Source organism: Sulfurimonas sp., assembly GCF_026988655.1.
In the GTDB taxonomy this organism is placed as follows: Bacteria; Campylobacterota; Campylobacteria; order Campylobacterales; family Sulfurimonadaceae; genus Sulfurimonas.
Window position 1 is genome coordinate 62,336 of record NZ_JALSKT010000074.1, and the last position, 26,593, is coordinate 88,928.

A 26,593-nucleotide genomic window follows, 5' to 3' on the forward strand; every position below is an offset into this window, starting at 1 on the left:
AAATTAAACAATAAAGGTAAAAAATGAAATTTGTATCAATTATAATAGGTTCAAAAAGTGACTATGAAGTAATGAAGTCGTGTTCAGACACACTTGAAGTTTTTGGTGTTAGTTATGAGATGATAATCTCTTCAGCACACCGTTCACCTGAGCGTACAAAAGAGTATATAGCAACAGCTGAGAAAAAAGGAGCGCAGGTCTTTATCGCTGCGGCTGGTATGGCTGCTCATTTAGCAGGTGTTCTCTCTTCTAAAACGATTAAACCTATCATTGGTGTTCCTATGTCTGCTTCTGCACTTAGCGGTATAGATGCCTTACTCTCAACTGTTCAAATGCCGGCTGGAATGCCTGTTGCAACTGTTGCTATAGGAAAAGCTGGAGCGATTAACTCTGCATATTTAGCAATGCAAATACTTGCACTTGATAATGAAGAGTTAACTATCAAACTTCAAGAAGATCGCATAGCAAAAGCAAAAAAAGTCGAAATGGATTCTTTAGAAATAGAAACAATGATCAAGTAAGTAGCTAAAGGGCACCTCTAAAAACCCTAATATCTCTCAAAGCCAAAAAGAGGGGTAAGATTGTGCAAAAGATTTTTTGAAGCGTAGCCAAAGCTACAGTGATAAAAATTTTTGTGCAAGATTGCTCCTCTCTTTGGCTCCCGAAGGGCAATATAGCAGATGCACTACTGCTGCGTTAAAACCACTTGAAGCTACTAGTAGCTCCTTCGTAGTTTTGCCTTGCATTAGCACATCTGCTATAATGTTGAGAAATATTAGGGTTTTTAGAAGTGCCCTAAAAGGAGAGCGTGTATGAAATGGATGCAAGAAGACGAATACGCAGAGTTAACTGGCTTGGACATCTCATCTATAGATGATTTAATAAAACGAGGAAAATTAACTGTAAAAGTTGAAGATGGAGTGCGTTATATTGACCCTTCAAAAGGGGCAACTGAAACGGTTGTTCCGGTTAAACTTCAAGAACTTGCTAAAAATAATACACATGAAATGATGGTACAACCTGAATTTGTTGAAAAAACAATAGGTACTATTATCAATCTTCATGAAAAAGTTTTAGATGCTAAAGACGAAACATTAGAAGCAGTGCGAGTTGAAAATGAATTTCTCCGTGAAGCTTTAGGTTCACTGCAAGAACTTTATGATGAAGATAGAAAAACTATACATACCCTACAAGAACAACTCAAACTCTCACAACAAGAAGTGGAATTTATGCGACGTAAGTATAAACTTATGTGGAATAAAGCCATAGATGATCATGCAAACTAGATGAATATTGCAAATGAATGTGTTGGTTGTATCGTCAATCAAAGTTTAAAAGTCGCTGATGCAATCCATGCTGATAATGAACTAAAAGATAAGCTTTTCTCTACTGTTGAGCATTTGAGTAAAGATTTTTCTTATGCTAACACCCCTCCTGAAATTGCTGCTGATGTATATGAAATAATGGCAGAAATTGCCAACAAGCAAGATCTCTACGATGAGGTTAAGGAACTCTCTACAAAAAAAGCGCAATCTTTTCTTCCTTTTTTACAAGAGAAACTCAAGAATTCAGATAAGAAACTTCTAACAGCTACTAAAATTGCCGTTGCTGGGAATGTTATAGATTTAGCAGCACAGGTTGCTTTTAGTTTGGATGAGGAACTTTCAAAAGTTTTTCATACAGAGTTTTCTCATGATGATTTTGGTGCATTAGAAGAGATGCTATCAAACGCAGCTAAAGTTGTCATATTGGGCGATAATGTTGGTGAACATATATTTGATTATCTGTTTATTCAAACACTCAAAGAACTCTATCCAAACGTAGTATACACATATATGGTTCGAGGAAAACCAATCATTAATGATGTAACAATGAAAGAAGCAAAAGAGGCTGGTTTTGATAAGCTTTGTAATTTTGTTGATAGTGGGGTAAACACTCCTGGATTTGCGTATAACCGTGCAAGTAAAGAGGCTCAAATTTTATTTGATGAAGCTGATCTTGTTATCAGTAAAGGCATGGGAAATTATGAATCTTTAAGCCCAACGCATAGGGATAAAGTTTGTTTTTTGTTAAAAGTAAAATGTAATGTAGTAGCTAACTCTTTAGGTAGAGAAGTTGGCGATATCATTTGTAAGGTAGTGTAGATGCAGTTAAAAATTTTTATAATATTGGTTTTGCTTGTTATTCATCTTAGTGCAAAAGAAGAGGGCAGTAGATATTCTGTTGGGCTAGTGGGTATGAGTATGGATTATCGTGAATATGATGATAATAATCAAATACTCGATAGTGAAAAATCTGATTTGTCTGGAATTATTGGAGTTGAACTTGGGATGGATTATATTGTTAATACAAGTGCGCAAGATTATTCACAAGTTGGCTTACATTTGACTACATTATGGGGAACTACAGAGTATGTAGGCGCATTATTAAATAATGGCGGTGGTTATGGTAGTGTGGTTAGTAGCAGCGTCAATACGATATTGGATGTAGAGGGTGAGTATTTATATGGAGTAAGAATTGCTAATAATTTTGATGCCATAGCAGGTGGATCTGTTGGATACAGAAGTTGGAGAAGAGAGTTGTCCTCTTACCAAGTAGAAGTTTATAGCTGGGCTTATCTCAACCCTGAAATTGGACTGGATTTTACTGCTACACGGGATATTTCACTGCGTTTACTATTGGGGTATAAATATGGATTGAGTCCAATTATGACAGCAACAGGCATTAAAGATAACTTTGAACTTGGTTCGGCTGATACTTTTCATCTTAGTTTGAATTCACAATTTAATATAGACGAAACTACATCTTTATTTATAGAGTATCTCTATGAAAACCAAGTGATTACAAAATCAAATATTGTGTACAGTAGTGATGGTACTGGTTATCTTGAACCAGATAGTAATGCAAACAACCAATATCTTAAGTTTGGAGTTGCGTTTAAATACTAAAAAAGTGTAGTTAGCTATAATTGCACAATTACTTTATGAGGACAGAGAAGAAAAATGATTACTTTTAGCGAGATGTTACTAAAACTACAAGAATTTTGGATGAAACAAGGATGTAATATCGTACAGCCTTATGACATTCCAGCGGGTGCAGGTACTTTTCACCCTGCTACTTTTCTTCGTTCACTTGATTCTACACCTTGGGCAACAGCTTATGTCGCACCTTCTCGCCGTCCTACAGATGGAAGATATGGAGAAAATCCAAATAGACTTGGTTCATACTATCAGTTTCAAGCACTGATAAAACCATCTCCAGATAACATTCAAGAACTCTATTTACAATCTTTAGAGTATCTGGGTCTTGATGTATCAAAACATGATATTCGTTTTATAGAAGACAACTGGGAATCTCCAACACTTGGTGCTTGGGGACTTGGCTGGGAAGTATGGCTCAATGGTATGGAAGTAACGCAGTTTACTTACTTTCAACAAGTTGGTGGTATTGAGTGTGATCCGGTTGCAGTTGAGATTACATACGGAACTGAAAGACTTGCGATGTACCTTCAAGGTGTTGATACTGTTTTTGATATTGTTTGGAATGAAGATAAAGATGGAAATAAAACACTCTATAAAGACGTGCATAAAGAGAGTGAGATAGAGTTCTCTAAGTACAATTTTGAAGTGGCAGATACTCAAATGCTTTTTGCTGACTTTAATGCAAAAAGTACAGAGTGCTTACGAACACTAGAAGCAGGATTGCCACTACCAGCATATGATTTATGTATGATGGCTTCAAATACTTTTAATGTTCTTGATGCAAGAAAAGCTATCTCACAAACAGAAAGACAAAACTATATCCTAAAAATTCGTGAACTCTCAAAAGGCTGTGCTGAACTTTATAAAGCACAAGAAGCTGATAGAATAAAAAGAGTACAAGGATAATACTTTTTATATTGCATTTTGCAATATAAAAAGTAAATTTTCATTCTCTAGTGTATAGTTATTCAAATGAACTGCACGAGGGGATTATGAATTTATCTAAAGATACACAAGCAAAGTTTAAAAAACTCGGTATTAATTCTTATATAGAGTTAGCTTTACTCCTTCCTCACTCTTATGAAGATTTACAACTTCATGAAGAACTCCTTCCTCAAAAACCACAACTGCTCGATGCAACGGTTGAGTCTGTTTTTCGTGCTCCAAACTCTATTCAAATAACTTTTTTTGCACATAATCTTGGCTATACAGTTCAAGGAGTGCTTTTTCGTCCTAAGCCTTACATGCTCCATCAGTATAAAGTGGGAGACAGAGATTATTATTATGGCATGATTGATTGTAAACAGGGACACTGCTCTATGAGTATGCCTAAAAAAGTTAGTAAAATAGGGAAGATAACACCAAAATATAAAACAGCACTCAGAACAGATGTTATGCTGCGTTTAGTAGAAAGTGTTTTAACAAAAGAGCATCTCTTGGGCGAAGGATTGAAAGAAGATGTCGTAGATGCCTTACTAAATTTGCATTTTCCAAAAAATATAAGTGTTGTAAACAAAGAGTTGGATGAAAAAACGCTTTATGCTTTGAAATATACTGAGTTATTTTCTTATATGCGGCTTTTAGCAGGCAAACGACGCTATTTTAAGGCAATATCTTCAAAGGTTAATGATTATATTCCATGGAGTGAAACTTTACCATTTAAGCTAACACAAGAGCAGCTAAACGCAGTAGATGATATTCAAAGAGATTTAAGTAAGAGTGTTGCAGCCAAACGTATGATAGTGGGTGATGTTGGAAGTGGTAAAACGATGGTCATTCTTGCAGCTGCATATATGTCACTGCCGCAGCGTTCTATCTTAATGGCACCAACAACGATACTCGCAAATCAGCTTTTTGAGGAGGCCGAGAAGTTTTTACCCAAGGCTAAAATTATTTTAGTGACAAATAAAACCAAAAAATCTGATTTGAGTGCTTATGATTTTATCATTGGAACGCATGCTCTTTTATACAGAGAACTTCCCCAAGCTTCTTTAGTCATGGTGGATGAACAACATCGTTTTGGAACCTTGCAAAGAAATATGCTTGAAAAACTCGTCAGTGAGGGTGAACAAAGACCACATTACCTACAATTTTCAGCAACACCTATTCCACGAACTCAGGCGATGATTGAGAGCGCACACATTGATGTTAGTCTGATTACTTCTACTCCTTTTACGAAAGATATAGATTCCAAAGTGATTCATAAATCTGATTTTAAAGATTTACTAACGAAGATAAAAGATGAGATACAAAAGAATAATCAAGTATTGTTAGTATATCCTTTAGTGACACAAAGTGAGGTGCTTGATTATCAAAGCATAGATGAAGCACGAGCGTACTGGGAAAAGAATTTTGCTAATGTGTATGTGACACATGGAAAAGATAAAGATAAAGAGCAGGTATTATTGGACTTTCGGGATAAGGGAGATATTTTAATATCTACAACCGTTGTAGAAGTGGGTATATCCTTACCTCGTTTGACAACAGTAGTCATAGTAGGCGCAGAAAGATTAGGTCTCTCATCTTTGCATCAATTACGCGGTCGTGTGAGTAGAACAGGTTTAAAGGGGTATTGTTATCTCTATACAAATCAAAACAAATCCCAACGTTTAGATGAGTTTGTAAATACGACGAGTGGTTTTGACATCGCGAATCTTGATTTGAAGTTTAGAAAAAGTGGCGATTTGTTAAAAGGTTTAAGTCAGAGCGGAAGTCAATTTATCTGGGTTGATTTTGCTGAAGATGAAAAGATAGTTAAAGAAGTAAAAAATGATTTAGGTGTGTAAACCCGGACTATTAATATAGTCCGAATTTACCATCATTTCTTTTGTAGAGAACACGCGTTTTATTTTCATTGTCAAGAAAAATCTCGAACATTTTACCGCTCTCTTTTAAGTCTTCTAAAACATCTTCTACTTCACGAGGTTTGTAAAGGTCAAGTTCAACGGGGATAATCTCATCCTCAATCTCTTGCGCTGCTTCTTTAACATCAACAGTTTCCGCTTTTGCCTCATTTAAACCAACTTTTTGATGGTCTGTCACTTTATCATGTAAACGACGAAGTGCTTTTTGTGCTCTGTTTGTAGCTAAGTCTATAGCTGCATACATATCTTGATCATTTTGTTTTATTACAATAGTATTTTTATGTGCTAAATTAATAACGAACTCAACTACAAAATGCTCTTTGCCTTTTTTTGTTTGTGATGATACTATAACATTTGTCGAAATAATATCAAGATTAAATTTTCTAAGTGTTTCAATAGAAGCTGAAATATGCTCTTTGATAGCATCAGTAAGTTCTAAATTTCTTCCTGTCATACTAATATTCATGTTAAATCCTTTTTTGTTCTAATGTAAGTGCCTGACAAGGATAAATGACATTTATTCTTGTCAGGCACTTATATAAATTATAGCATTAAAAAGTTTATAGAATATTATAAAATTATAATTTTTGGATACTTCTTTTAAAATACCTAATTGGCTCACTAATAACGGTAGGATCTGTCACACTAACCGAGATATCCATAAGAACTGAGCCATTTTGTTCAGGGGTAGTCACTGTAGTATAAGTCGTACATCCTGCTGGTGCTGGAGCCGTATATATAAAGCGATTTGTTATTGAAATATTGTAGATACCATTTTGAAGAAAATGAAGATCATTTTCATGGCTACATGGTCCATCTTGTGCTATTTTTAGTAAGGAATACTCAGCTGCACTATGAGCAAGTAAAATAGACTGCTCATACAGATATAAATCTGCTGTTTTTTTTGTTGTTTGTGAAGTGAGTGCTAGAGCTAATGCCATTATGGTAGCCATAACAACAATAATTGTAATAGCCATAATCATAGCCATACCAGAGCGGAAGCTTCTTTTTAAAATATTGTTTTTTCTTTGCATAAAGAATACTCCTCAACTAAGTCAGATTTAGTACAGACTTGAATTTTCATAATAGAACCTATAGACATAAACTGAAAAGTACTTACATTTTCCATAATTACAGTGTTTTTTGTAGTGGCATCTGAGAGTTTGTCTCCATCCCAAGGTTGGTAATCATAATAAAGTCTCAAAACCCCTTTGTTATTTGTTCCAGCTTCATAAACAATGGCATATGCTGTCCAAGCAAGTTGATAATATTCATAAATATCTATGCCTGAAAAGTCAGTTTTTCTTGGGGCAAACTCATTAGAATTCGCTCCTGCTTTTATTGGATGCATAGCTCCTTGTTGGTTGAGGATTTCGCCATTCCAGCCATAATCTGTTTGAATATTACTATTTGCACCTAAAAAATAAAGTGCTGCGTTTGAGAGAGAACTTCCACCACTAGAAAGTTTAGAAATCATGGTGTCTATTTTTGTTGTATCCGTTGCAGGTGAGATGAGTTTATCTTTATCTCCCCCGTTGAGGTCTATGATGCCACTCCAGTCTGGAAGATATGGTGTTGCATTGTTCTCAGAACTACCGCGAAATCCTTCATCATGATATCCTATCCACTCTAATACCGTAAAAGTACTTCCACTTGCATCTGCTATTGCCACTGGAGTATCACCTGTACTTTTCCTAGCTATGACAGAGTCTTTAATTCTATATTGCAGTCGTGAAGCTATAATTTCTACGGCAGTTTCGCTATTTGATTGTAGTTCATTATTTACATTTGCAAAGATAAAACTTTTATAGGCTTGTGCTACAAATTCAACACCGAACTTTCCGATAATCCCCATGATGATAATGACAAAAATCAACTCCAGCATAGTAAAGGCAGCATGTCTTTTCATCAATAAGTCCTTTTGTAATAATCAACTTCACCGATATTGGCACTGTATGTTCTTAAAGAACTGATAATATTGTCATTAGAATTAGTAATTGTTACTGTTATTCGTTTTATATTTGGATTGTTTGAACCAGCAAAGGTAATGTTGTGGTCCACTTCAATTTTAGACTTGTATTCTTCTTTATATCCGCTAGCACTCGGTGCTGACCCGAGAAAAATAGGTAGATAAACATGTTCACTGTCTTCTAGACTTTCAACAGCTGTAGCACTGGCATTTGCCGGAGTAGTCGCACTACTGTTTAAACATCTTCGGTGAAGCGGTTGATTGATATGACCGGGCATAAGTCTGTATCTTGGTGATGAAGTGTTGTTATCGCAAAAGCCACCAATATCTATAACTCTTGCATAAGAATTTGGCGAATTAGGTTCAATAGAATTTTCATCCCAGTGTCCAGTTACCACTTCATTAAGCTCTGTAGCAGATGCAAAAATTGCTTCTTGCACTATATTGCTATCTATCCCTTTAGAAACTACTTGATTCATCATAGGCAAAGAGATTACAGTTATCGCTATAATAACAATGGCAAAAATAAGCTCAATAAGAGTAAACGCACTCTTTCTTACCACATTAGTCTCCTATTTGTTTGATCTGCTGCATTCTTTTTGGTTGTAGTATCTGTTTCAGCTTGTCCAGCCCAATTTCCAGAATTATTTATGAATTCAACTTCAAACTCATTTACTACTGCGTTTGGATTGTATTTGCCATAAATCAACCAATTGGATGCCTTGTCTTGCATTGTAGCTTTGTATGGATAGCCATTAGTCCCATCATATTTTAATGTAATGATGTCGGGGTAATTTCCAGTAGGTTCTGTACCAGCAACTATTTTAACGTAGTTTGCCCCTTTTTGTTTGATTTGGCCTGATTTTCCGTAGTTGTTTGTATGTTTTGTATTTACAAACCATCTTGGGTCATCAGTAAATGTGGAGTTTATATCATCTTGGAGTAAGGTCTTATTTCCATCATTTGAAATATCACAAAAAACTTCATACGTTATAGAAGCATTTCCTTCATTTCCAAAATAACGTTGTCTTTGCACATGTGAACGAGCATAGTAGTGCTTTATATTGTGATTTAATTGTATGTTTCCTTTTGTTTCATTCGCAACATTAAAATCAGCTGCATATCCACAGTTTGCACTGTTTGAACATTTAACATCATAATCTATAAAAGTTACTGCTTGAGGATTTATTGCTTTATTCACTTTCCTCTGATAGTTGAGATTTAAAATAGTTTTCACTTCTCCTTTTGCACTTTTTATGAAATCTGAACTTGCTAAGGCTATAACCTCTTTTGAGTTGTTTATATCTTTTAGTACATCTCGTATGTCTGTAGCATTTTCATCTTGAATATGTACCCTATATTGGTAGGCTACCGGAAGATCGATTATATCTCTACTAATGTTGATGTCCAAAGGAGTTGCATAACATCCCTCTACGAAGTTTGTAGTAACAATAGCATTCTTTCCAACTGCTTTAATATTTCCATTGAGATGATAAGACATATTTTCATCTTTACTTAAATCTGCCATATAGATAAATGGACTATTCACTATATCTGGATCATCATTGAGTCCGACTGATGGTACGATACTTCTTAGGTCAAACTCATAGGGGTGAAATGTTGGTCTCAAGTTGACATATTGTAAGCCATTGTCTAAGTTTGTGTGTACAGAGCTAATATTACACCCTGTAAAATGGTCAAAAGTGATTGATTTTGGAACTGCAGAACTTCCAACTACACAATCAGGAGTTGTTGTAAAATAGCTACCAGTATGATGTGCTTGTACAACTCTGTCTATTGAAGTCCAAGTTGTATCTAAAAGAGCAAGTGTATACTCTCCCACTTGAGATATAGATGAGTTCATCTCTCGTATCCCATTGATTATAGTGATATTTAAGTCTTTATTTGTTGTGTCATTACAGCCGGTTTTTGTCGTTGTTGGCGACCACTGATACGAAGATGTCGTTCCTGTTACTGCGTTTAGCACAGTGTTATAACCCCTTGATGCATTGTTGTCAATATGGTTCGTAGCATTAATCTCAAGGTTATACTGATAGCCAGCTGCTAAATGAAGTGTTTGGGGTACTAGCGTTGTAGCTCCTGAGTAGTTTGTAGTTAATCGTACTTTAGGAGTATTAGGGTTTGTCTGATTTTGGTCATCTATATTTGCCAAAAATGCTTCTGGTCTGATGGAGAAATTATCACGTGAACAGACAAGTTTTGTACTGAGCCCATAAACACATTCCATACAAAGGTCAAGCTCATTTTTTGTCATTGCGGAATCAAAAGAGGTCCCAGAATCGCTACAATAATCTTCTACTTTATTAGTGCCTACAGCACATACCCCTTCTTTGATAGCATCTGGAAAATTAAGAACATTATATCGCTTTTCACCATTGTTATTTAATGTCTCAAGAGTAATAATCTCGCCTGTATCTGGGTCTACATTGTAACTTATACGAAAAGCAGCATCTTCTCTTGCAATCTGATTAAAGGTGACATTGTCAGGGTTTAAAGGTACTTTTGATACATTTTCAAACACAACCCACTCTCTATCACTGATAGAGTTTGTTATCTCACTACAAGAAGCTTCTGTAAAGTGAAATGATTTTAAGTCCAGCATATCAACAGCAACTACTGTACTTGTAGCCTTTAGAACATGGAGGCTTGGATTTAGACTTTCATTGGTATCTACAGATATAACACTAAGATTACCTTTTCTGTTTGTGACTTGCGTATTTATATTATAATAGTAATTTGTTTCATCAGTATATAAACCATTTTCTATGATATTGAAGTTCCCATAAACAGGTGCATAATTGTGTGAACCATTACTACATATAGGCACATCTTGATCTATGACGCTTGATCTTGAAATAATAAGTACATCATTTGGATCGGCTGAAAGAGGAATAGTTAAATTGTAATCAATTCTTGCATTTATAGGAAGAGATAAGGGTGTTTGATAAGGATCTAGTGAAACATAAATATAAAAATAATCATAGGCATCAAATGAAGTAATAGGTATGCCTTTAACGTAGCTACTGCTAGTATCCAAAACTCCATCACTAATTTTTGTTCTTGTAAAACTATTTGGTTCTGTGACCCAAGTACTATTTGCTTTGTATGAGGCTTGTGAAGTATTAATATCAATAAGGTTAAAAAAGATATCAGTAGCAACAATTTCTGAATCTTTCATATTTCGAAAGTACATTGCTACTTCGATAGGCTCATTTGTATTGTTTATTACCGCATCACCACTAATATATGGTCCTTTTGCTGGGTCATATCCTTCCGTTAAATAAAGTTCATTTTGTTTATAAGCATAATCGTAACAGATACTAGGTTCTCTTAGTCCATTGATTTTATTGACAAAAACGCCCGTATCCCACTGATCATCTGAGGTATCGGCTAAGGCCATTTTAAAGTGGTATGTTTCTCCTGGTGTTAGTTTGTCTAAGGTAGCATGAAGTTTGTGTGTTAGTCCATCATATTCTACGTTAATTGGAGCTTTTGTTTGTGTACAGTTAGGTACACCCTTACCTTTAACACAATTATCTATATAGTATTGTGTATTGGTCAAAATTTCTGGTGTGCCATCATCGTATACTCCAACTAGTCCATTATTTACATTGTTTACGGTTACTGTGTCATAGTTATTTATATTATCGATATTTACATAGTGTTGATTGTCGATGACTCTTGCGATATTATATGTTTGATTTAAATCACCACCTGAAACAAAAAAACCAAAAGAGTCATTAAATCTAGAACCTACATACTCGTTGTACTCTTCAGAAGCAAATTGGTAATCAACGAGTAACAATCTTGTGTTTTCATCCAAAGTAACATCAAACTCAAAAACAACAGTATCAAAATTCGCACGAGGATCAATAGCTAAGAGGTCAGGATCATTAAGGTTAGCAGTATGGGTAATTGATGTTCGCCAATTACTATTGGTAGTAAAAGATTCTTGAACTGACATGGCAGTTAAGATAATTCCTTCGTCAATCTCTAGCTTTGCACCACCAACTCCATTAGAAAACGTACCGACTTGTGTTGCCTCACCAAATGTTATTTTTGGATTAGTAATTGTAATCCCTATACCTTGAATTTGGGATGCAAGTTCTGTCGCTGTTACATCATATTTACAGTTTGCTGTGGAAGTATTGACACAGTTCGTGGCAGCAAAAAGAACAGGTGTAAAAATGAAGAAAGTGAAAAAACTTATTAACTTTAATAATTTACCTTTCATGACAATCCCCTTTTTCACAAAAATCACTGCACACCCAAGCAGGGCTCAGTAGCAAAGTGCAGTTGCTATAATAGATTATCCATTTAGTCTGCTTTAGAAAAGCTGAAAGTAAACAGATTTACACTAATTTGATAATATCTTATTCTTATATATTGTTAAATCTAAGAAGTTTAATCCTTGTTATATATCTTTTAGATAAAATAACAGCCTATTTACAAGAAGGAATAAACTTTTATGAAAACAAAAATGCGTATGCTCATTGTACTTACTGCGTTTAGCATTCTCTTTAGTGCTTGCTCAAAAGAGGTAGACGAATACAACAAGCCGGCTGTTTATTGGTATGGTAAGATTATTGATTCTATTTCGAATGGAAACTATGATAAGGCGGATGATTATTATTCGTCATTGCAGGGTGAACATATAGGCTCACCACTTTTACCTGAAGCTACGATGATATTGGCTATTGCCCACATGCACAATGAAGAGTATCTCTTGAGCGAACATTTTTTAAACGAATACATCAAACGATATGCTAACACTAATGAGATAGAGTTTGCAGAGTTTTTGAGAATTAAAGCAAAATACAAATCACTGCCACACCCAAGACGTGATCAGGTATTTGTACAAGAAGCGATTGAAGAAGCAAAAGCTTTTAAAATAAAGCACCCACACTCAATGTATTACTCTTTAGTCGATTCTATATTGACACGGCTTTATCTTGGTGATGCTTCATTTAATGAAAGTATTGCGCAATTGTATGAGCGCATTGACAAGCCTAAATCTGCAAAGTTTTATAGGGCTATAAAACCTGAACCATGGATTAATTGGGATGAAGTACAACGTGCTCAGACTCCATGGTATCGAGAGTGGTTTGAGGGTGACGGTACTTCAAGTTGGTATGCTTTTCTTATACCAGATACAAAAAGTGTTGTTTCACGTAACAGTGTTCCTGACACAGATGAAAATTTAACAAAATAAAAAGGATACTATTTTATGAAACTAAGTAACTATGGAGAATTTCCTGCTGATATTCCTGTAATAGCAGAAGATGAGCTTTTTTTATATCCCTTTATGATTTCACCACTGTTTTTGAGTGATGAAAAAAATATTAAGGCAGTAACTAAAGCTATTGACGATAACTCGTTGGTCATTGTTTGCCCAACAAAACCTTTACATGAGGGTGAACGTGATTATGATGCACTATATGATGCTGGTGTTGTTGGCTCTATTATGAGAAAGGTTTCACTGCCAGATGGAAGAATTAAAGTACTTTTTCAAGGGCTTGCACGAGCAAAATCACTTTATAAAGTTTCTGATGATCCATTGATTGCTCATGTAGATATTTTAAAAACATTAGAAGTTGATTCTTTAAAAATTGACGCTATTTTGGAAGTGGTACGTGAAAAAGTAAGAGCTTTATCTGCTGTTAGTAATTACTTCCCACCAGACTTGTTGCGTACAATAGAGGAAAATCATGATCATAACCGTATTATTGATCTTGTATGTTCCACTATAAAGTTAAAAAAAGAACAAGCGTATAAGCTGTTTGTTGAGACGGATACAGAGAAAAGATTTTTAGATTTAATTGATCTTCTTATTGATGAAATCGAAGCGAATAAACTTCAAAAAGAGATACGCTCTAAAGTTCATACTCATATGGAAGAGATTAATAAAGAATACTTTTTAAAAGAGCAGTTAAAACAAATCCAAAAAGAGCTTGGTGTTGATACTTCACGTGATGAAGAGGTAGAAGAGTATAAGAAAAAACTTGAAGCTAAAAAAGAGAAGATGAGTGAGGATGCGTTTAAGGAGATAAGTAAACAGTTAGAACGTTTTTCTCGTATGCATCCAGATTCTTCAGATGCATCTATGACACAAACCTATCTTGATTGGGCTTTAGATATCCCTTTTGGTGAGCTTGCAAAAAAACCACTTAAAATTGAAGCTGTTGAGAAACAACTGAGTGAAGATCATTTTTCTTTGAAGAAACCAAAAGAGAGAATTGTGGAGTATTTTGCTGTTAAAGAGTTACTTGAACTTCGTGGAGTCAAAGCAAAAAAAAGTTCAGGTGCTATCATCTGTTTCTCAGGACCTCCTGGTGTTGGTAAAACTTCATTGGCTAACTCTATAGCCGCAGCATTAAAGCGTCCCCTTGTGAGAATAGCATTAGGTGGACTTGAAGATGTGAATGAACTACGTGGACACAGACGTACATATGTAGGGGCTATGCCTGGACGTATTACGCAGGGACTCATAGATGCGAAAAAAATGAATCCGGTTATTGTTCTTGATGAGATAGATAAAATAACACGTTCACAAAGAGGTGATCCAACAGCAGCACTTTTGGAGATCTTAGATCCTGAACAAAATAGTGAATTTAGAGATTATTACCTGAATTTTGATTTAGATTTGAGTAATGTTATTTTCATAGCTACAGCTAATGATGTAGGGCGTATTCCAGCTCCCCTGCGTGATAGAATGGAATTTATAACCTTAAGCTCTTATACACCACAAGAAAAGTTTGAGATTGCACGTCGTTATTTATTACCACAAGAACTTAAAAAGCATGGACTTAAAAAGTCTGAACTAACTATCTCTAAACCAGCACTTAAAGAGTTGATACATAGTTATACTCGTGAAGCAGGTGTGCGTAATCTTCGTCGTCGTATGGCAGAGGTATGCCGTAAAGCAGCATTGGAAATTTTAAAACATAGTGAAGTTAACAAGGTCACTATCACGTTGAAAAATTTAAAAACATTTTTTGACAAGAGTGTATTTGAAATTGAGAAAACAAACAAGATTCCAGTTGTTGGTGTTGTTAATGGTCTTGCATGGACAGCAGTGGGTGGGGATGTTCTTAAAATAGAAAGTATCCGTATCAAAGGCAATGGCAATTTACAGCTTACTGGTAGCTTGGGTGATGTAATGAAAGAGTCAGCAAGAATTGCGATGAGTGTTGTTAAAACCTTGATTGATAAGAGAAAGTTGAGAATTTCAAAAGAGAATATTCCTTTGACTTTTAAAGAAAAAGAGGAAAAGCTTACTGTAGATCCAAGTGAAGTATATAAACGCTATGATTTGCATATACACGTTCCTGATGGATCAACACCTAAAGATGGACCAAGTGCAGGTATCGCTATGGTGAGTGTTATCGCATCAATTTTAAGTTCATATAAAATTCGTTCAGAAATAGCAATGACGGGTGAAGTTTCTTTAACTGGGGATGTCCTACCTATTGGTGGATTGAAAGAGAAGTTAATTGCTGCTTATAAAGCTGATATGACAAAGGTTTTAGTCCCTGCAAAAAATTATGAAAGGGATTTAGAAGATATTCCAAAAGAGGTTAGAGAAGCCTTAGAAATTATACCTGTAAAAAGGGTAGAAGAAGTTTTAAAACAAGTTCTAGTGTAGAACTTGTTTTAAACGCAGTATCAGGCTTAGAGTATAACCATAGCCATTTTTTTGAGTAAATCGTTGTTTCGTATAGGTTTCATTAAAAAACCATTTGCTCCAGACTCTAAAGCTTCTGCTTTTTTTGTTTCATCGGTTGTAAGGACAATGATTGGAAGTTGACGGAGGCTTTCGTCTGCTCTTACCACTTTGAGCATCTCTATACCATTCATAACTGGCATAATGATGTCTAAAAGTATAAGGTCTATGTCATCTCTACTTTTTAATACTCCAATAGCATCAGAACCATTTTTTGCTTCTAAAACTTCTTTAACGTGTTCACTTTTCATCAGCATTAACTTTAAAAGTTTTAAATTTATCATGTCATCATCTACAGCCAGTACAACTAAGTCAGTTCTTTTCATTTATATTTTCCTTAGATAAATTTTTCAATTACTAATCGAAGTAAGTCTTTGTTTACTACATTTTTTATTGTCTCATGTACATACATGATGTCATTTGGATCTTCAACAGCAGAGGAGTCATTGATAAGAACAAGATAAGATGGTAAATCTCGTAAGTCACTTGATGCTTTGACAAGTGTGGTAAAGTTTTCAAGATGCATTCCTGGAAATTCTTTATCAAATAGGATGACTTTATAGCTATTTGTTTGCACTGCGTTATTGAGTTCATCCATGTTTTGTGCAATATCATATTTATAACCCAGTGAATCTAAAACTTTTTTGAAAAGTTTTGTCTCAAAGGGAGTCTTTTTCGCGAGCAAAATATCAGCTTTATAGCTAGGTTTTTCAACTTTTGCAGGTTTTTCAACTTCCATCGGCTCTTGAACTTGTACAGTTTCTTCAACTTCTACATTTTCATCTATTTGTTTGACTTGTGCTGCTTTTGTTTTAACAATATATTGGGAAAGAAAGTGATTGAGCAACATAATGATTTCAGTACGTACAAGAGGTTTTGTAGTATATTCATCAAGTCCAGCCTCTAAAAATCTCTCTCTATCTCCTTTGAGTGCATTTGCAGTTAAGGCAACAATAGGAACATGCACTTGATTATTATCCTCTTCGTATTCAAGTATTTCGTGTGTTGCTTCTATACCATCAAGAAAAGGCATTTGTATATCCATAAAGATAAGATTATAATCACCATCCTTTCTTTTTTGAAATGCTTCAAGACCGTTTGAGGCAATATCAACATTAAGCCCTAAATCTTCAAGGGTTCTTTTGATGAGTTTTTGATTGATTATATTGTCTTCTGCAACAAGAACTTTGGCATCGAATTTTGCACTTTGCGTATCAAATACGGCAGCCTCTTCAAGCTCTTCTTTTCGTTCACTTTGTGTTAGTTCTTGATAATTTTGTAAAGCAACTTTTAGTTTTGAATTGTTCAGTGGTTCATAAATAGATTTGAAAATTTTGATTTGCATTTTCTCTACTACACACATAAAGAATGATTTTGTAAGTAGAATTAGTTTTTGAGATAATTCACCATAAGCCTTGAGGTCTTCCTCATTTGTATAATCGTAATCTATAAACGTCAAGTCATAATTGATTTGTTTTTGTAATGTTTCAAGCTCATGTAAGTCTGTAAAAGTTGTATAGCTTACACCATAAAAATCTAAATATTCACGTAGATAAGCATCTTGTTTTTTTCTCTTATGTGCTGACTCTAAAATAAGCGCATTGATACTTGAATAGACTCCTTTTGAGCTTTCATTTACAGTTTCAATCTCTTCAAAATCTAAGGTAAAGAAGAAAGTAGTTCCTACTCCTGGCTCACTATTGAGATCAAGTTGTCCACCCATTAGCTCTATAAATCTTGCAGAAATTGTAAGCCCAAGACCAGTACCACCATATTTACGAGTGATTGAAGTGTCAGCTTGAGAAAAAGCTTCAAATATTTTAGATTTTTGCTCGCTTGTTACACCAATACCACTATCTTGAACTTCAAAGCGAATTCTTGTAATGTTTTCTTGTTTTGATTCGAGTTTTCTAATTTCAACATTGATTGCACCCATGCTACTTGTGAATTTAACTGCGTTTGAAAGAAGATTAATAAGGACTTCTTTGATTTTAGTTGGATCACCTTTGATGGATTGCTCTAGTTGTGGATCAATAAAACACCCAAGATCAATTTGTTTTTCACTAGCACGGACTGCGTAAACTTCAACAGCACTCTCAAACTCATCTATAGGATTAAATATTACATCTTCAATCTCAAGTTTGTTACTTTCAATTTTGGATAAATCAAGAATATTATTGATAATTTCAAGAAGGTTTTCTGAACTTTTTTCAATAATCTCTACAAATTCTGTTTGTTCTTCTTTGAGACCTGTATCTTTGAGAAGTTCCGTAAAACCAACGATTCCATTGAGTGGAGTACGTATCTCATGAGACATATTTGCGAAGAACATTGATTTGGCTTCACTTGCTTCTTGTGCAGATTCTTTATCTCGTCGTGTTTGTTCAATGATGTTTTCAAGAAGTCTGTAAGCTTCCTCGGTACCTTTTGCCGTATGGAGGTTAATATTGGAATGTTTTTCCCCATCACTTGTATCTTCAGCAACTCTTTTTAAAACATTTTCAAGATTAAGGATATTCCTTGCAATTTCATTAGAAAGTAAAAAGCCTAGTATTGCCAAAATTACAGAAACAAGCCAGATTGTTAGGGTTATTGCGAGTAATTGTAAGGCATCAGTTTTAACTTTCATTGCTCTTTCATCCATCGCAGTTAAGAGAATATTTTCTGCTTCTGAGATGATATTAGTTTTTTCTGAAAGCATTGCAAACCAAACACCTGCATTTGTTTCGTATTTACCCGTTGAAGCAGCAATCAAAATTGCTGCACGTTCATTGTTAATATCTTCAAAAAGCTCTTGCGCATCTTCATTTTTAAAAATGTTATTTAGCTTTTCAATTAAAGATTTATCTTTTAAAGTATCATAGTTGAGAGAATCAGCTTTAGCAATTAAAGAAATCCATTTATTGATATCCTCTTCTTCGAGTGGCGTAGATCTTGCAATGGCATATGAGAGATAATCACGTTCAGCTGTCGTAAACTTATTTGCTCGTACGAAAGTGATGTATCTTTCAGCGTATTGATTAATTTGGTTGTCAATTTGTGCTGAAGTAATCTTTTTGAGTTCATTAATGGCAATAGTTTCTGCTTTTCCATAAATATTTTCATAAACTTCATCAAAGTTCGTTTTATGTTTCTCAACACGAGAACGCAGATTTTTTATATTTTTCAGGGCTCTCTCAAGTTCACTCGTTGCTTTACATGTTGGACAATTAGAAATACCATTTGAATGATCATGTAAAGAAGGAGTCTCCGTGATACTATGAAGATATTTTGCTTCAAGTGTATCAACTATCTTTCTCTGTTTTTTTAAAGACTTAAGGGTATTTGGAGAAGAGTTTCCTAAATAAATAACAGTCATTCCTCTTTCACGAGAAATGTTGTTTACAAGTTCATTTAACTCTCTATTTGTTGAGAGTTTATTTTGTAGTTGTTGTGCAGCCACATAATTTTGGTAAGAATTATAGACAAAGTAACTTGTCACGATAAATAATATAATAATTGGTAAAAGACTAATAAGTCTTAATCTATTCTTTAGGCTAAATTGCATAATTACTCTCCCTGCTCAGATAATTTTTTCATAATTGCTTCTATCTTTTGTACTGCTTTGGTTCGTTCTTGATGATCTGTTGCAAACATTAGATGTTTGATTTCTTCATCAAAATCATTTACTCGCATATTCTCACTCATTCCTCTTAGTTTTGAAACTTCAATTTTTATTTCACTTAAATTATCATTTTCTAAGGATTTTTTTAGTTCATCAAGAAGCGAAAAACTTTCTTGAATATAGTCATTGAAAAGTTCATTAAAACTCTCTTGATCAAGTCCAATCTCATTCGCAATTTTTGTTTTTGAATAAAGGACTTCAACTTCTGGTTCAACTTCGAGTTTAGTTTCAGGCTCAGGAAGTATTTCAAGAGTTTCAGTTGCCAATTCTGGTTCAGTCTCTTCTAGTTCCATCTCAGGTTCTAAAGTAAAATCATCTTTAAATCCTAAACTTAAGTCCTCTGTTTGTTCAACATCTGTTTTAGGTTCAGGCGTATATACTTCATCCTCTTTAAAGTCGAGCATAAAGTCATCATCAGTATCAAGAGTGTTCTCGTTTTGTACTGCCTCTGGTACTTCTTCTAGGGATTCTTCAATTGTATCTTCTATAATTAGTTCTTCTTCTGCTGCTTCTATCTCGTCTATAAGATCTGATTCTACCTCTTCACCGGCAAGTTTTGCCATGATTTTATAGAATAAGTCTAAGTTAGTTTTGATCACTTCAATATCTGAAGTTGTATTAATAACACTTAAGGTTTCAAAAGCATCTTCAACTCTTAGATTTGCTGCAACCCCTTTAAGTTTGTGTGATAATGATTTGACATTATCTATATCTCCATCTTCTAAAGAAGCATAAAGTTCATCTTTGAAATCATCTGCTTGGGCTATAAAATCTTGAATAAATTCTTCTATTAAATCTACGGGTAAACCTAACTCTTTGGATGCTAGAGCAGGATCATATAGATAGCCATTATCAAATTTTTCTTTGTTATGCGCTAGCTTTGTAGTTTTTTCTTTTACAGGTTCTACTGGAATTTCTGACTTGGTTTCTTCAAAATCTATATCTATTTTAGAATTATCTTCTATGGTTGGAGCTTGGACTGTAACAGACGGAGCTTCTTTAGAAACTGCTGGAGCTACTGGAACTGGGGTAGGTTCAAGAGAAACTTCTTGTTTGATTTTTGGTTTTGGCTGATGATCCACTTGTTGAATTGCATCTTTTTGTTCAAGCACTCTTGTATGTGTTGTAATCGCTGGTGATAAACCATGTTGAAGATTATCTATTTCATCGTTATTGAGTTGGTGTAAATTATGTAAATAGACGAAATATGCTTTGGCCGAAGTATTTTCTATAAGGTAGCCATTTGTAACTGATACAGTTGCCCGAAAGTGTTTTCCATTTGCGTGAATAATAACTCTTTGAATTTCTGAAGCATCAGAACATGCAACGAAGTCTATCCAGTGTACATGTTTAAAATTATGGATATATCCCGGTGTTTTTACAAACAAGTCTGCAATATCTGTCGCCTCAGCACGTAAGGCAGATAGATCGTTGTAGCCAAGTGTTTGTAAATCAGCTGCATCAATCCCGAAAAATTCTTTTTGAAAATTGTAAATTAACATCATGCTTCCTTAGTTTTGCATTTCAAGCATATTGCTATAGATTTCTTCATTTTCTTGTATATCTTTTCTTGAAGCAGGTTTTCTTGCAGCAATATATCCTGTAATTTCATTATGGGTATCTCTTATAGGAAGAATTTCAGTATCTACCCAATAAAATAAACCATCTTTTCTTAGGTTCTTTACAAGACCATTCCAAGCTTGTCCACTTTGGATAGTTTCCCACATTTTTTTAAAAACTTCTTTAGGCATATCTGGATGTCTAAGGATGTTGTGTGGTTTACCAATTAGCTCATCATTTGTATAACCTGAAACTTTGCAAAAAGACCTGTTTGCATAGGTGATGACACCTTTGGTGTCTGTTTGACTGATTATTATGTTTTGGTCAAAGAAATATTCTTTATCTACAGGAACAACTTTACTCATTAAAAAACCTTATAATTAAGTGTCTAACTAGAATTATCACAAATATATCATAAACCTATGAAAAAAAAACTTATTTATAAATATTTTTGATAGTTTTTGCATCTTTTGTATTTAAAAGTGAAGTTATATCCTCTAATGTAACTTTTTTTAGATTTTCAAATGTGCCAAAATGATTTAAAAGTTTTTGTACTTTTGCAGGAGAAATTCCATGTAAACTTAAAAGTTTACTCTCTTGGTCAAGTTTTAATTTTGTTTTTTTATGAAAAGTGATAGCACTTCGGTGTGCTTCATCTCTAAGGTTTTGAACCCATTGTAGTCTTTTATCGCTCTCTTTGAGTCGAAAGATTTCATCTTTAGTATAGATAATGTCTTTTGCTTTTCCTTTTGCTCTATGTGCTTTAGCATCTACTTTTTCTTTTGAAATTGCTATAACATCAAGATTTACAGCGTTTGAATCTAAAATATCAAGTGCTAATTTTAAAAGAGTTGCTCCTCCATCAAGTATCCAAAGGTCTGGGGGAGAATTTTTAGCAAAACTCTCAACTCTACGCGAGAGAGTTTCTCTCATTTGTCCATATTCATCACGCGCATGAAGATGGTAGGTTCTGTAAGATTTTTTATCAAACTTCCCATCATTGTAGACAACCATAGCCCCAACAGTAGCGATACCAGACATATGAGAGTTGTCAAAAATTTCGACTCTGCTTGGAGTTTTTTGAAGTTTATACAACTCTTGTATCTCTTTGAGAATTTTATCATCAACACTGCGTTTATCTTTTTTGAGGAGTTCTACTGCGTTTAGAGTTGCTAGGGCTATGAGATCTTTTTTCTTTCCTCTCTTTGGAACAACTATTTGTGCTTTTTTTTCAAATACTTTAGTGAGATAGTCTTGAATAAGAGTAATATCTTCAAAGCTATTGCTGAGTAAAATAGGAGCAATAATAGGTGGTTTTTCATCTTTATAAAAATCTAGAAGTGCTCGAGAGTAAATTTCATTTTCATCAAAACCTTCATTGATATTTATGTAATCATGCGAAGAAGAGATGATTTTACCGTGGCGCATAAAGATTCTTACAACAACTGCCCGACTATCAGAGTTGGCAATAGCGAAAATGTCATAATTTTCTTCAGAAGCAAAGTCTATTTCACTTTTTATTTCAGAACGTTTGATGCGTTCAATACGGTCACGGAGTTCTGTTGCCTCTTCGAAACGCAGTTCTTCTGCATAAAAAAGCATTTTTTCTTGCAGTTGTTTTATAAGTACGCTTTTGTTTTTTATAAGCTGTGTGGCTAAAGCTACTTCTTGTGCATAACGCTCTTTGGAGATTGGAAGCTCACATGGACCGAGACATTTATCTATTTGATGATATAGGCAAAGTTTTTTAGATTTAAGACAGCCTTTTTTTTGGACAAGTTTACAGGTGTCGTAGATAGAGTTCAAGATATCTCGTGCTCCAACAGAGTAGGGACCATAGTAGCTAATTTCTTTTGCATTGATAATCTTTCGTGTAATTTCAAAACGAGGATATGCTTGTGAATTGTCAATATAAATATAAGGGTATGTTTTGTCATCACGTAATAAAATATTGTATTTTGGATTGAGTTGTTTGATAAGTGAATTTTCTAAGATAAGTGCATCATGCTCAGAATTTACTACTATATAATTCATTGAAACAGTTTGTAGTATCATTTTGTTTATACGTGATGAAAGCTTTGTGCTTGGACCTAAAGAAGGTGTAAAAGACCAGTAACTTTTTACTCGATTGGCAAGATTTTTTGCTTTTCCAATGTAGAGTAATTTTCCATTTTTATCAAAATATTGGTAAATTCCTGCAGATGTGGGGAGTTGTTTGATTGATTGTTCAAGTGTCATGATTATCTTTTATGATTTTTTGGATGCTTTGAACAAGTTCTCTTAGTTTTTCATCTTTAATTGCTATGCTAAAGTTACCATTTGCTCGTTCTTTATAATGCTGCGTTTGAATGATATACTCTTCTTTGGGCTTATCTGGTGTATGTGTGACGAATGCTTTGATATCTAGGATACTATTTTCCTTACATTCCTCTGGATTATGAAACTTTAAAGCACTTTTAATGCTTTGTATATTATTATCAAACTCTTGTTTGGCACCCGGATGATTTAAGACAAAAAAGAGTGTGTCATTTTTAATGTAAGCAAATTTAATCATCTTTTGTAGGGGTGGGGAAAAAATAGCCTGTATCCTGCTTATACACTTATAATAAGAAAGTTTAGAAAATTGAGGTTTATTTTGAATAGAGTTAATAATATCGCTAGCATTTTTCATATGGTAATTATAGCAAGCTTTTTGTTAAGTTTGAGCGCTTGTGGATATAAAGCTAACCCATATTATGAAAAAAAAGCACCGCAAGGTGATGAGAATGTAGATTTTTTTATACAAAAACAAAAGATGAAAAATGATAATAATGAAAGTTGTAGATAATGATACAGTATGATGTAATAATAATTGGTGCAGGAGTAGCAGGCTTATATGCTGCTATAAATCTACCAAAAGATAAAAAAGTTTTAATAATCAATAAACGACAAACTTTTAAGTGCAATACTTTTTATGCACAAGGCGGAGTAGCATTAGCTAGAGATGAGCAAGATATTCCGACGCATATCAAAGATACACTTGCTGCGGGAGATGGTCTTTGTGATCCTGAAGCTGTAGAAGTATTGAGTGAAAATTCTCGTAAGGCTATAGATGATCTGATAGCGCATGGGTTTAACTTTGATACTGATGAAAATGGACAATTGCTTTACACTAAAGAAGCTGCCCACTCTTGTGAGCGTATCTTACATGCTGGGGGTGATGCTACTGGGAGATATTTGCACCATTTTTTACTAGAACAAAATCCTCATGCAATGTTAAGTGATGCAAGAGTCGTTGATTTATTGATAGAAAATGGGGAATGTTACGGTGTGACTGTGCTAGATCACAGAAAAAGCAGAAATATTTATGCTAAGAATGTAATCATCGCGAGTGGCGGTGTTGGTTCACTCTATGAATTTCATACAAATGCACCTTGCATTAGCGCTGATATGCAGGGTCTTTGTGTTATGAAAGGCATTGCACTTGACCGCATGGAAATGTTGCAGTTTCACCCTACAGTTTTTGTCAATTCTGCGAATGCACAAAAAATGCTACTTACTGAAGCACTCAGAGGTGAAGGCGCAACCATAGAAGATGAAAGTGGCAAACGTTTCTTGTTTGAGTATGATGAGAGAGGAGAACTTGCTTCAAGAGACATCGTAAGTAAAGCAATGTATAACTACACTAAAAAAACAGGAATGCAGATTTATCTTGCATTAAATAATTTTGAAGAAGAGTATTTTAGGCATAGATTTCCAAATATATTTAATTATCTTCGCGCTTTAGGCTATGAAGTGCCAAATGCAAGAGTCCCCATTTCCCCTGCATTTCATTATGCTATTGGAGGGATTAGAACAGATTTAAATGCAAGAGTGCCTAATGTGAAAAATCTCTATGCTGTAGGAGAGGTGGCTTCAACACGAGTACATGGTGCAAATAGATTGGCATCAAACTCACTCTTAGAGGGTTTGGTCTTTGGAAGGCGCGCAGCAGAAGATATCTTAAAAAATGAATCTGCGAAAGAATTTGTTTATTTTGATATTCTCGATGAGGTGATGAGTCTGAAAAATGATAAAATGATTAAAAATCAGTTAAGACGCATAATGTGGGAGAATGTATCTATCGTTCGAACAAAAAGTGGATTAAATGATGCTTTAAGCACAATTAATGCGCTTTTAAATGAAAATATTGGTAAACTACTGAAATTTCGTTTACTAACGGCGAGAGAGATAGTACTCTCAGCATTAAACAGAAATGAATCCATTGGGGTTCACACAATTGAGGAGAAATAATGGAACACGGTTCAGCAGTAGAAGGGGCAGTTCAGGCAGTAGCACATGCAGCGTCTGATGTAAATCTTGCAACTACATGGGTGGGATGGCTAAGTTTAGCTGTTTTTGTTATAGCGTACTATTTTATCGCTACAGAAGAAAAGTATGAAATAAATAAGGCTAAGCCGTCACTGTTTGCCGGAACTTTTATGTTTATGCTTGTGGGCATTTACTATGCTATCAATGGCTTGGATCCAATGCCGCTGCATGAAGAGTTAGAAAAATTAATCTTAGAAATCGCAGAAATTTTCTTCTTCTTGCTTGTTGCTATGACCTTTATCGAGACACTAATTGAACGGGGTGTATTTGACTTAATGAAGTACAAATTAGTTTCAAAAGGCTATTCGTATAAAAAACTTTTTTGGCTCACAGGTGTTTTAGCATTTTTTATCTCTCCGGTTGCAGACAACTTGACTACAGCATTGATACTCTCAACTGTACTTTTTACAATTGACAAGAAAAATATTGCATTTTTAGTCCCTGGTGCTATCAACATTGTCGTAGCAGCCAACGCTGGTGGTGCTTGGTCTCCATTTGGTGACATTACAACACTTATGGCTTGGACAGCAAACAAGGGAGAATTTGTAGATTTTCTTTATCTCTTTCCTGCATCTGTCGTTGGTTGGGGTGTGACAGCATTCTTACTGAGTATGTCTGTACCTTCTGGACAACCACCTTTTGATGCTTCTACTGAGCAAAAACCAGTTGTAAAAGATGGAGGAATGGTAGTCGTTTATCTAGGTGTACTTACTATTGTTATCGCTGTTCTTGGACATCAGTTTTTTCATTTTCCTGCTATGTGGGGTATGATGTTTGGTCTTGCTATCTTAAAACTCTACTCTTTTGGTCTTAATAAAAAAGGTTCAAATGGCTTTGATATATACGTAAATATGCAAAAAGTTGAAAATGACACACTTCTTTTCTTTTTTGGTATTCTCTCAGCTGTTGGTGCTTTACACTTTTTAGGCTTTTTGGATTACGTGCATGACCTTTACGGTACTGTTGGTTCTACTGCAGCGAATATCGGTGTTGGTTTCTTATCTGCTATTGTTGATAATGTACCGGTTATGAGTGCTATTTTAAAATCATCTCCAACAATGGGAATTGATCAGTGGATGCTTGTGACTATGACTGCTGGTATTGGTGGTTCACTTATCTCCTTTGGTTCAGCTGCAGGTGTTGGTGTGATGGGTAAACTTCGTGGTATTTATACTTTTGGTGCCCACATGAAACATTCATGGACGATTTTAGTAGGTTATATTATCTCTATTATCATTTGGTATGTTCAATTTGAAATAATGGGACTTTACTAAACAAAGTATTTTTTACGGGTTCATCCCGTAAAACTCTTTCTATCACTATCACCTTTACATAAGGTAACCATTCAGCACCAAACAAAAAAATAGGCACAAAAATTGCTTAAACATACATATTATGACAGAACAAGAAGCTATAGATTTTTGCAAGAACAATCCAGAGGCAGCGGCTAAAATAATTCTC

General features: G+C 34.6%; 23 protein-coding genes. 11 read left to right on the forward strand and 12 right to left on the reverse strand.

Translation table 11 applies throughout. The annotated features are described in order from the left end of the window. The first annotated feature begins 23 nt into the window (after positions 1-23). Complete coding sequence (gene purE / locus MV052_RS08115; protein WP_297442961.1) at positions 24-521, forward strand: 5-(carboxyamino)imidazole ribonucleotide mutase; 498 nt, start codon at positions 24-26, stop codon at positions 519-521. Between the two features lie 93 nt (positions 522-614). Here purE and MV052_RS08120 read toward each other — a convergent pair whose 3' ends face one another. Further along, positions 615-746, reverse strand: a complete 132-nt coding sequence (locus tag MV052_RS08120) for a hypothetical protein (RefSeq protein WP_297442964.1) — start codon at positions 744-746, stop codon at positions 615-617. A gap of 66 nt (positions 747-812) precedes the next feature. On the opposite strand from MV052_RS08120, the gene MV052_RS08125 reads away from it, so the two are divergent. The 5 genes from MV052_RS08125 to recG all read left to right on the forward strand — a co-directional run bounded on the left by MV052_RS08125 (position 813) and on the right by recG (position 5,767). Next, complete coding sequence (locus MV052_RS08125; RefSeq protein WP_297442967.1) at positions 813-1,286, forward strand: DUF3972 domain-containing protein; 474 nt, start codon at positions 813-815, stop codon at positions 1,284-1,286. Next, the gene (locus MV052_RS08130) at positions 1,287-2,144 is read left to right on the forward strand and encodes an ARMT1-like domain-containing protein (RefSeq protein ID WP_297442970.1); all 858 of its coding nucleotides are present in this window, start codon (positions 1,287-1,289) and stop codon (positions 2,142-2,144) included. After that, positions 2,145-2,948 (forward strand): hypothetical protein, encoded by an 804-nt coding sequence (locus MV052_RS08135; RefSeq protein WP_297442972.1) that lies wholly within the window; start codon positions 2,145-2,147, stop codon positions 2,946-2,948. 54 nt (positions 2,949-3,002) lie between these two features. Further along, a complete protein-coding gene (gene glyQ, locus MV052_RS08140; protein ID WP_297442974.1) occupies positions 3,003-3,887 on the forward strand; it encodes a glycine--tRNA ligase subunit alpha in 885 nt (294 codons plus the stop codon). Positions 3,888-3,973: 86 nt separating this feature from the next. Continuing rightward, positions 3,974-5,767: an ATP-dependent DNA helicase RecG gene (gene recG, locus MV052_RS08145; RefSeq protein WP_297442976.1), complete on the forward strand. Its 1,794-nt coding sequence runs from the start codon at positions 3,974-3,976 to the stop codon at positions 5,765-5,767. A gap of 10 nt (positions 5,768-5,777) precedes the next feature. On the opposite strand, the gene raiA is transcribed toward recG, so the two are convergent. From raiA to MV052_RS08170, 5 genes are all read right to left on the reverse strand, one after another. Next, positions 5,778-6,311 (reverse strand): ribosome-associated translation inhibitor RaiA, encoded by a 534-nt coding sequence (gene raiA / locus MV052_RS08150; RefSeq protein WP_297442979.1) that lies wholly within the window; start codon positions 6,309-6,311, stop codon positions 5,778-5,780. A 112-nt stretch (positions 6,312-6,423) separates the two neighbouring features. Then, entirely contained in the window at positions 6,424-6,879 is a 456-nt protein-coding gene (locus MV052_RS08155) for a hypothetical protein (protein ID WP_297442982.1), read from the reverse strand. After that, a complete protein-coding gene (locus tag MV052_RS08160) occupies positions 6,855-7,754 on the reverse strand; it encodes a protein containing prepilin-type N- cleavage/methylation domain protein (RefSeq protein WP_297442985.1) in 900 nt (299 codons plus the stop codon). The genes MV052_RS08155 and MV052_RS08160 overlap by 25 nt, the downstream gene beginning before the upstream one ends. Beyond that, the gene (locus tag MV052_RS08165; RefSeq protein ID WP_297442988.1) at positions 7,754-8,377 is read right to left on the reverse strand and encodes a prepilin-type N-terminal cleavage/methylation domain-containing protein; all 624 of its coding nucleotides are present in this window, start codon (positions 8,375-8,377) and stop codon (positions 7,754-7,756) included. The genes MV052_RS08160 and MV052_RS08165 overlap by 1 nt, the downstream gene beginning before the upstream one ends. Then, the gene (locus MV052_RS08170; RefSeq protein ID WP_297442990.1) at positions 8,371-12,069 is read right to left on the reverse strand and encodes a choice-of-anchor L domain-containing protein; all 3,699 of its coding nucleotides are present in this window, start codon (positions 12,067-12,069) and stop codon (positions 8,371-8,373) included. The genes MV052_RS08165 and MV052_RS08170 overlap by 7 nt, the downstream gene beginning before the upstream one ends. A gap of 234 nt (positions 12,070-12,303) precedes the next feature. Between MV052_RS08170 and bamD the strand changes: the two genes are divergently transcribed. Both bamD and lon read left to right on the forward strand, forming a co-directional pair. Next, positions 12,304-13,047: an outer membrane protein assembly factor BamD gene (bamD, locus tag MV052_RS08175; protein WP_297442993.1), complete on the forward strand. Its 744-nt coding sequence runs from the start codon at positions 12,304-12,306 to the stop codon at positions 13,045-13,047. Positions 13,048-13,062: 15 nt separating this feature from the next. After that, positions 13,063-15,480 (forward strand): endopeptidase La, encoded by a 2,418-nt coding sequence (lon, locus tag MV052_RS08180; protein ID WP_297442995.1) that lies wholly within the window; start codon positions 13,063-13,065, stop codon positions 15,478-15,480. Positions 15,481-15,506: 26 nt separating this feature from the next. Here lon and MV052_RS08185 read toward each other — a convergent pair whose 3' ends face one another. From MV052_RS08185 to MV052_RS08210, 6 genes are all read right to left on the reverse strand, one after another. Continuing rightward, positions 15,507-15,884, reverse strand: a complete 378-nt coding sequence (locus tag MV052_RS08185) for a response regulator (RefSeq protein ID WP_297442998.1) — start codon at positions 15,882-15,884, stop codon at positions 15,507-15,509. Positions 15,885-15,895: 11 nt separating this feature from the next. After that, positions 15,896-19,105, reverse strand: coding sequence for an ATP-binding protein (locus MV052_RS08190; protein ID WP_297443001.1), 3,210 nt, complete (start codon positions 19,103-19,105; stop codon positions 15,896-15,898). Positions 19,106-19,107: 2 nt separating this feature from the next. Next, positions 19,108-20,724, reverse strand: coding sequence for an Hpt domain-containing protein (locus MV052_RS08195; protein WP_297443004.1), 1,617 nt, complete (start codon positions 20,722-20,724; stop codon positions 19,108-19,110). A 9-nt stretch (positions 20,725-20,733) separates the two neighbouring features. Continuing rightward, on the reverse strand, positions 20,734-21,147 hold the full coding sequence (locus MV052_RS08200; protein ID WP_297443006.1) for a PAS domain-containing protein: 414 nt from the start codon (positions 21,145-21,147) through the stop codon (positions 20,734-20,736). Positions 21,148-21,217: 70 nt separating this feature from the next. Continuing rightward, complete coding sequence (uvrC, locus tag MV052_RS08205; RefSeq protein ID WP_297443009.1) at positions 21,218-23,020, reverse strand: excinuclease ABC subunit UvrC; 1,803 nt, start codon at positions 23,018-23,020, stop codon at positions 21,218-21,220. Beyond that, a complete protein-coding gene (locus MV052_RS08210; protein ID WP_297443012.1) occupies positions 23,010-23,453 on the reverse strand; it encodes a hypothetical protein in 444 nt (147 codons plus the stop codon). The genes uvrC and MV052_RS08210 overlap by 11 nt, the downstream gene beginning before the upstream one ends. Here MV052_RS08210 and MV052_RS08215 point away from each other — a divergent pair, their 5' ends adjacent. The 3 genes from MV052_RS08215 to nhaD are packed head-to-tail and all read left to right on the forward strand — an operon-like array spanning position 23,454 to position 26,406. Continuing rightward, the gene (locus tag MV052_RS08215) at positions 23,454-23,609 is read left to right on the forward strand and encodes a hypothetical protein (protein ID WP_297443015.1); all 156 of its coding nucleotides are present in this window, start codon (positions 23,454-23,456) and stop codon (positions 23,607-23,609) included. It begins immediately after the preceding gene. Next, positions 23,609-25,054: an L-aspartate oxidase gene (gene nadB / locus MV052_RS08220; RefSeq protein WP_297443018.1), complete on the forward strand. Its 1,446-nt coding sequence runs from the start codon at positions 23,609-23,611 to the stop codon at positions 25,052-25,054. The genes MV052_RS08215 and nadB overlap by 1 nt, the downstream gene beginning before the upstream one ends. Continuing rightward, entirely contained in the window at positions 25,054-26,406 is a 1,353-nt protein-coding gene (nhaD, locus tag MV052_RS08225; protein WP_297443021.1) for a sodium:proton antiporter NhaD, read from the forward strand. Before nadB ends, nhaD begins: the two co-directional genes overlap by 1 nt. Positions 26,407-26,593: the final 187 nt, after the last annotated feature.

Bases quoted from the DNA above. Each gene is read 5' to 3' on its own strand.
- MV052_RS08135 (WP_297442972.1), top strand. From the start codon at position 2,145: ATGCAGTTAAAAATTTTTATAATATTGGTTTTGCTTGTTATTCATCTT.
- MV052_RS08215 (WP_297443015.1), top strand. From the start codon at position 23,454: ATGGTAATTATAGCAAGCTTTTTGTTAAGTTTGAGCGCTTGTGGATAT.
- MV052_RS08155 (WP_297442982.1), bottom strand. From the start codon at position 6,879: ATGCAAAGAAAAAACAATATTTTAAAAAGAAGCTTCCGCTCTGGTATG.
- recG (WP_297442976.1), top strand. From the start codon at position 3,974: ATGAATTTATCTAAAGATACACAAGCAAAGTTTAAAAAACTCGGTATT.
- MV052_RS08160 (WP_297442985.1), bottom strand. From the start codon at position 7,754: ATGAAAAGACATGCTGCCTTTACTATGCTGGAGTTGATTTTTGTCATT.
- MV052_RS08130 (WP_297442970.1), top strand. From the start codon at position 1,287: ATGAATATTGCAAATGAATGTGTTGGTTGTATCGTCAATCAAAGTTTA.
- MV052_RS08210 (WP_297443012.1), bottom strand. From the start codon at position 23,453: ATGAAAAATGCTAGCGATATTATTAACTCTATTCAAAATAAACCTCAA.
- MV052_RS08200 (WP_297443006.1), bottom strand. From the start codon at position 21,147: ATGAGTAAAGTTGTTCCTGTAGATAAAGAATATTTCTTTGACCAAAAC.
- MV052_RS08120 (WP_297442964.1), bottom strand. From the start codon at position 746: ATGCAAGGCAAAACTACGAAGGAGCTACTAGTAGCTTCAAGTGGTTTT.
- nadB (WP_297443018.1), top strand. From the start codon at position 23,609: ATGATACAGTATGATGTAATAATAATTGGTGCAGGAGTAGCAGGCTTA.
- purE (WP_297442961.1), top strand. From the start codon at position 24: ATGAAATTTGTATCAATTATAATAGGTTCAAAAAGTGACTATGAAGTA.
- bamD (WP_297442993.1), top strand. From the start codon at position 12,304: ATGAAAACAAAAATGCGTATGCTCATTGTACTTACTGCGTTTAGCATT.
- uvrC (WP_297443009.1), bottom strand. From the start codon at position 23,020: ATGACACTTGAACAATCAATCAAACAACTCCCCACATCTGCAGGAATT.
- MV052_RS08170 (WP_297442990.1), bottom strand. From the start codon at position 12,069: ATGAAAGGTAAATTATTAAAGTTAATAAGTTTTTTCACTTTCTTCATT.
- MV052_RS08195 (WP_297443004.1), bottom strand. From the start codon at position 20,724: ATGTTAATTTACAATTTTCAAAAAGAATTTTTCGGGATTGATGCAGCT.
- MV052_RS08185 (WP_297442998.1), bottom strand. From the start codon at position 15,884: ATGAAAAGAACTGACTTAGTTGTACTGGCTGTAGATGATGACATGATA.
- glyQ (WP_297442974.1), top strand. From the start codon at position 3,003: ATGATTACTTTTAGCGAGATGTTACTAAAACTACAAGAATTTTGGATG.
- MV052_RS08125 (WP_297442967.1), top strand. From the start codon at position 813: ATGAAATGGATGCAAGAAGACGAATACGCAGAGTTAACTGGCTTGGAC.
- raiA (WP_297442979.1), bottom strand. From the start codon at position 6,311: ATGAATATTAGTATGACAGGAAGAAATTTAGAACTTACTGATGCTATC.
- lon (WP_297442995.1), top strand. From the start codon at position 13,063: ATGAAACTAAGTAACTATGGAGAATTTCCTGCTGATATTCCTGTAATA.
- nhaD (WP_297443021.1), top strand. From the start codon at position 25,054: ATGGAACACGGTTCAGCAGTAGAAGGGGCAGTTCAGGCAGTAGCACAT.
- MV052_RS08190 (WP_297443001.1), bottom strand. From the start codon at position 19,105: ATGCAATTTAGCCTAAAGAATAGATTAAGACTTATTAGTCTTTTACCA.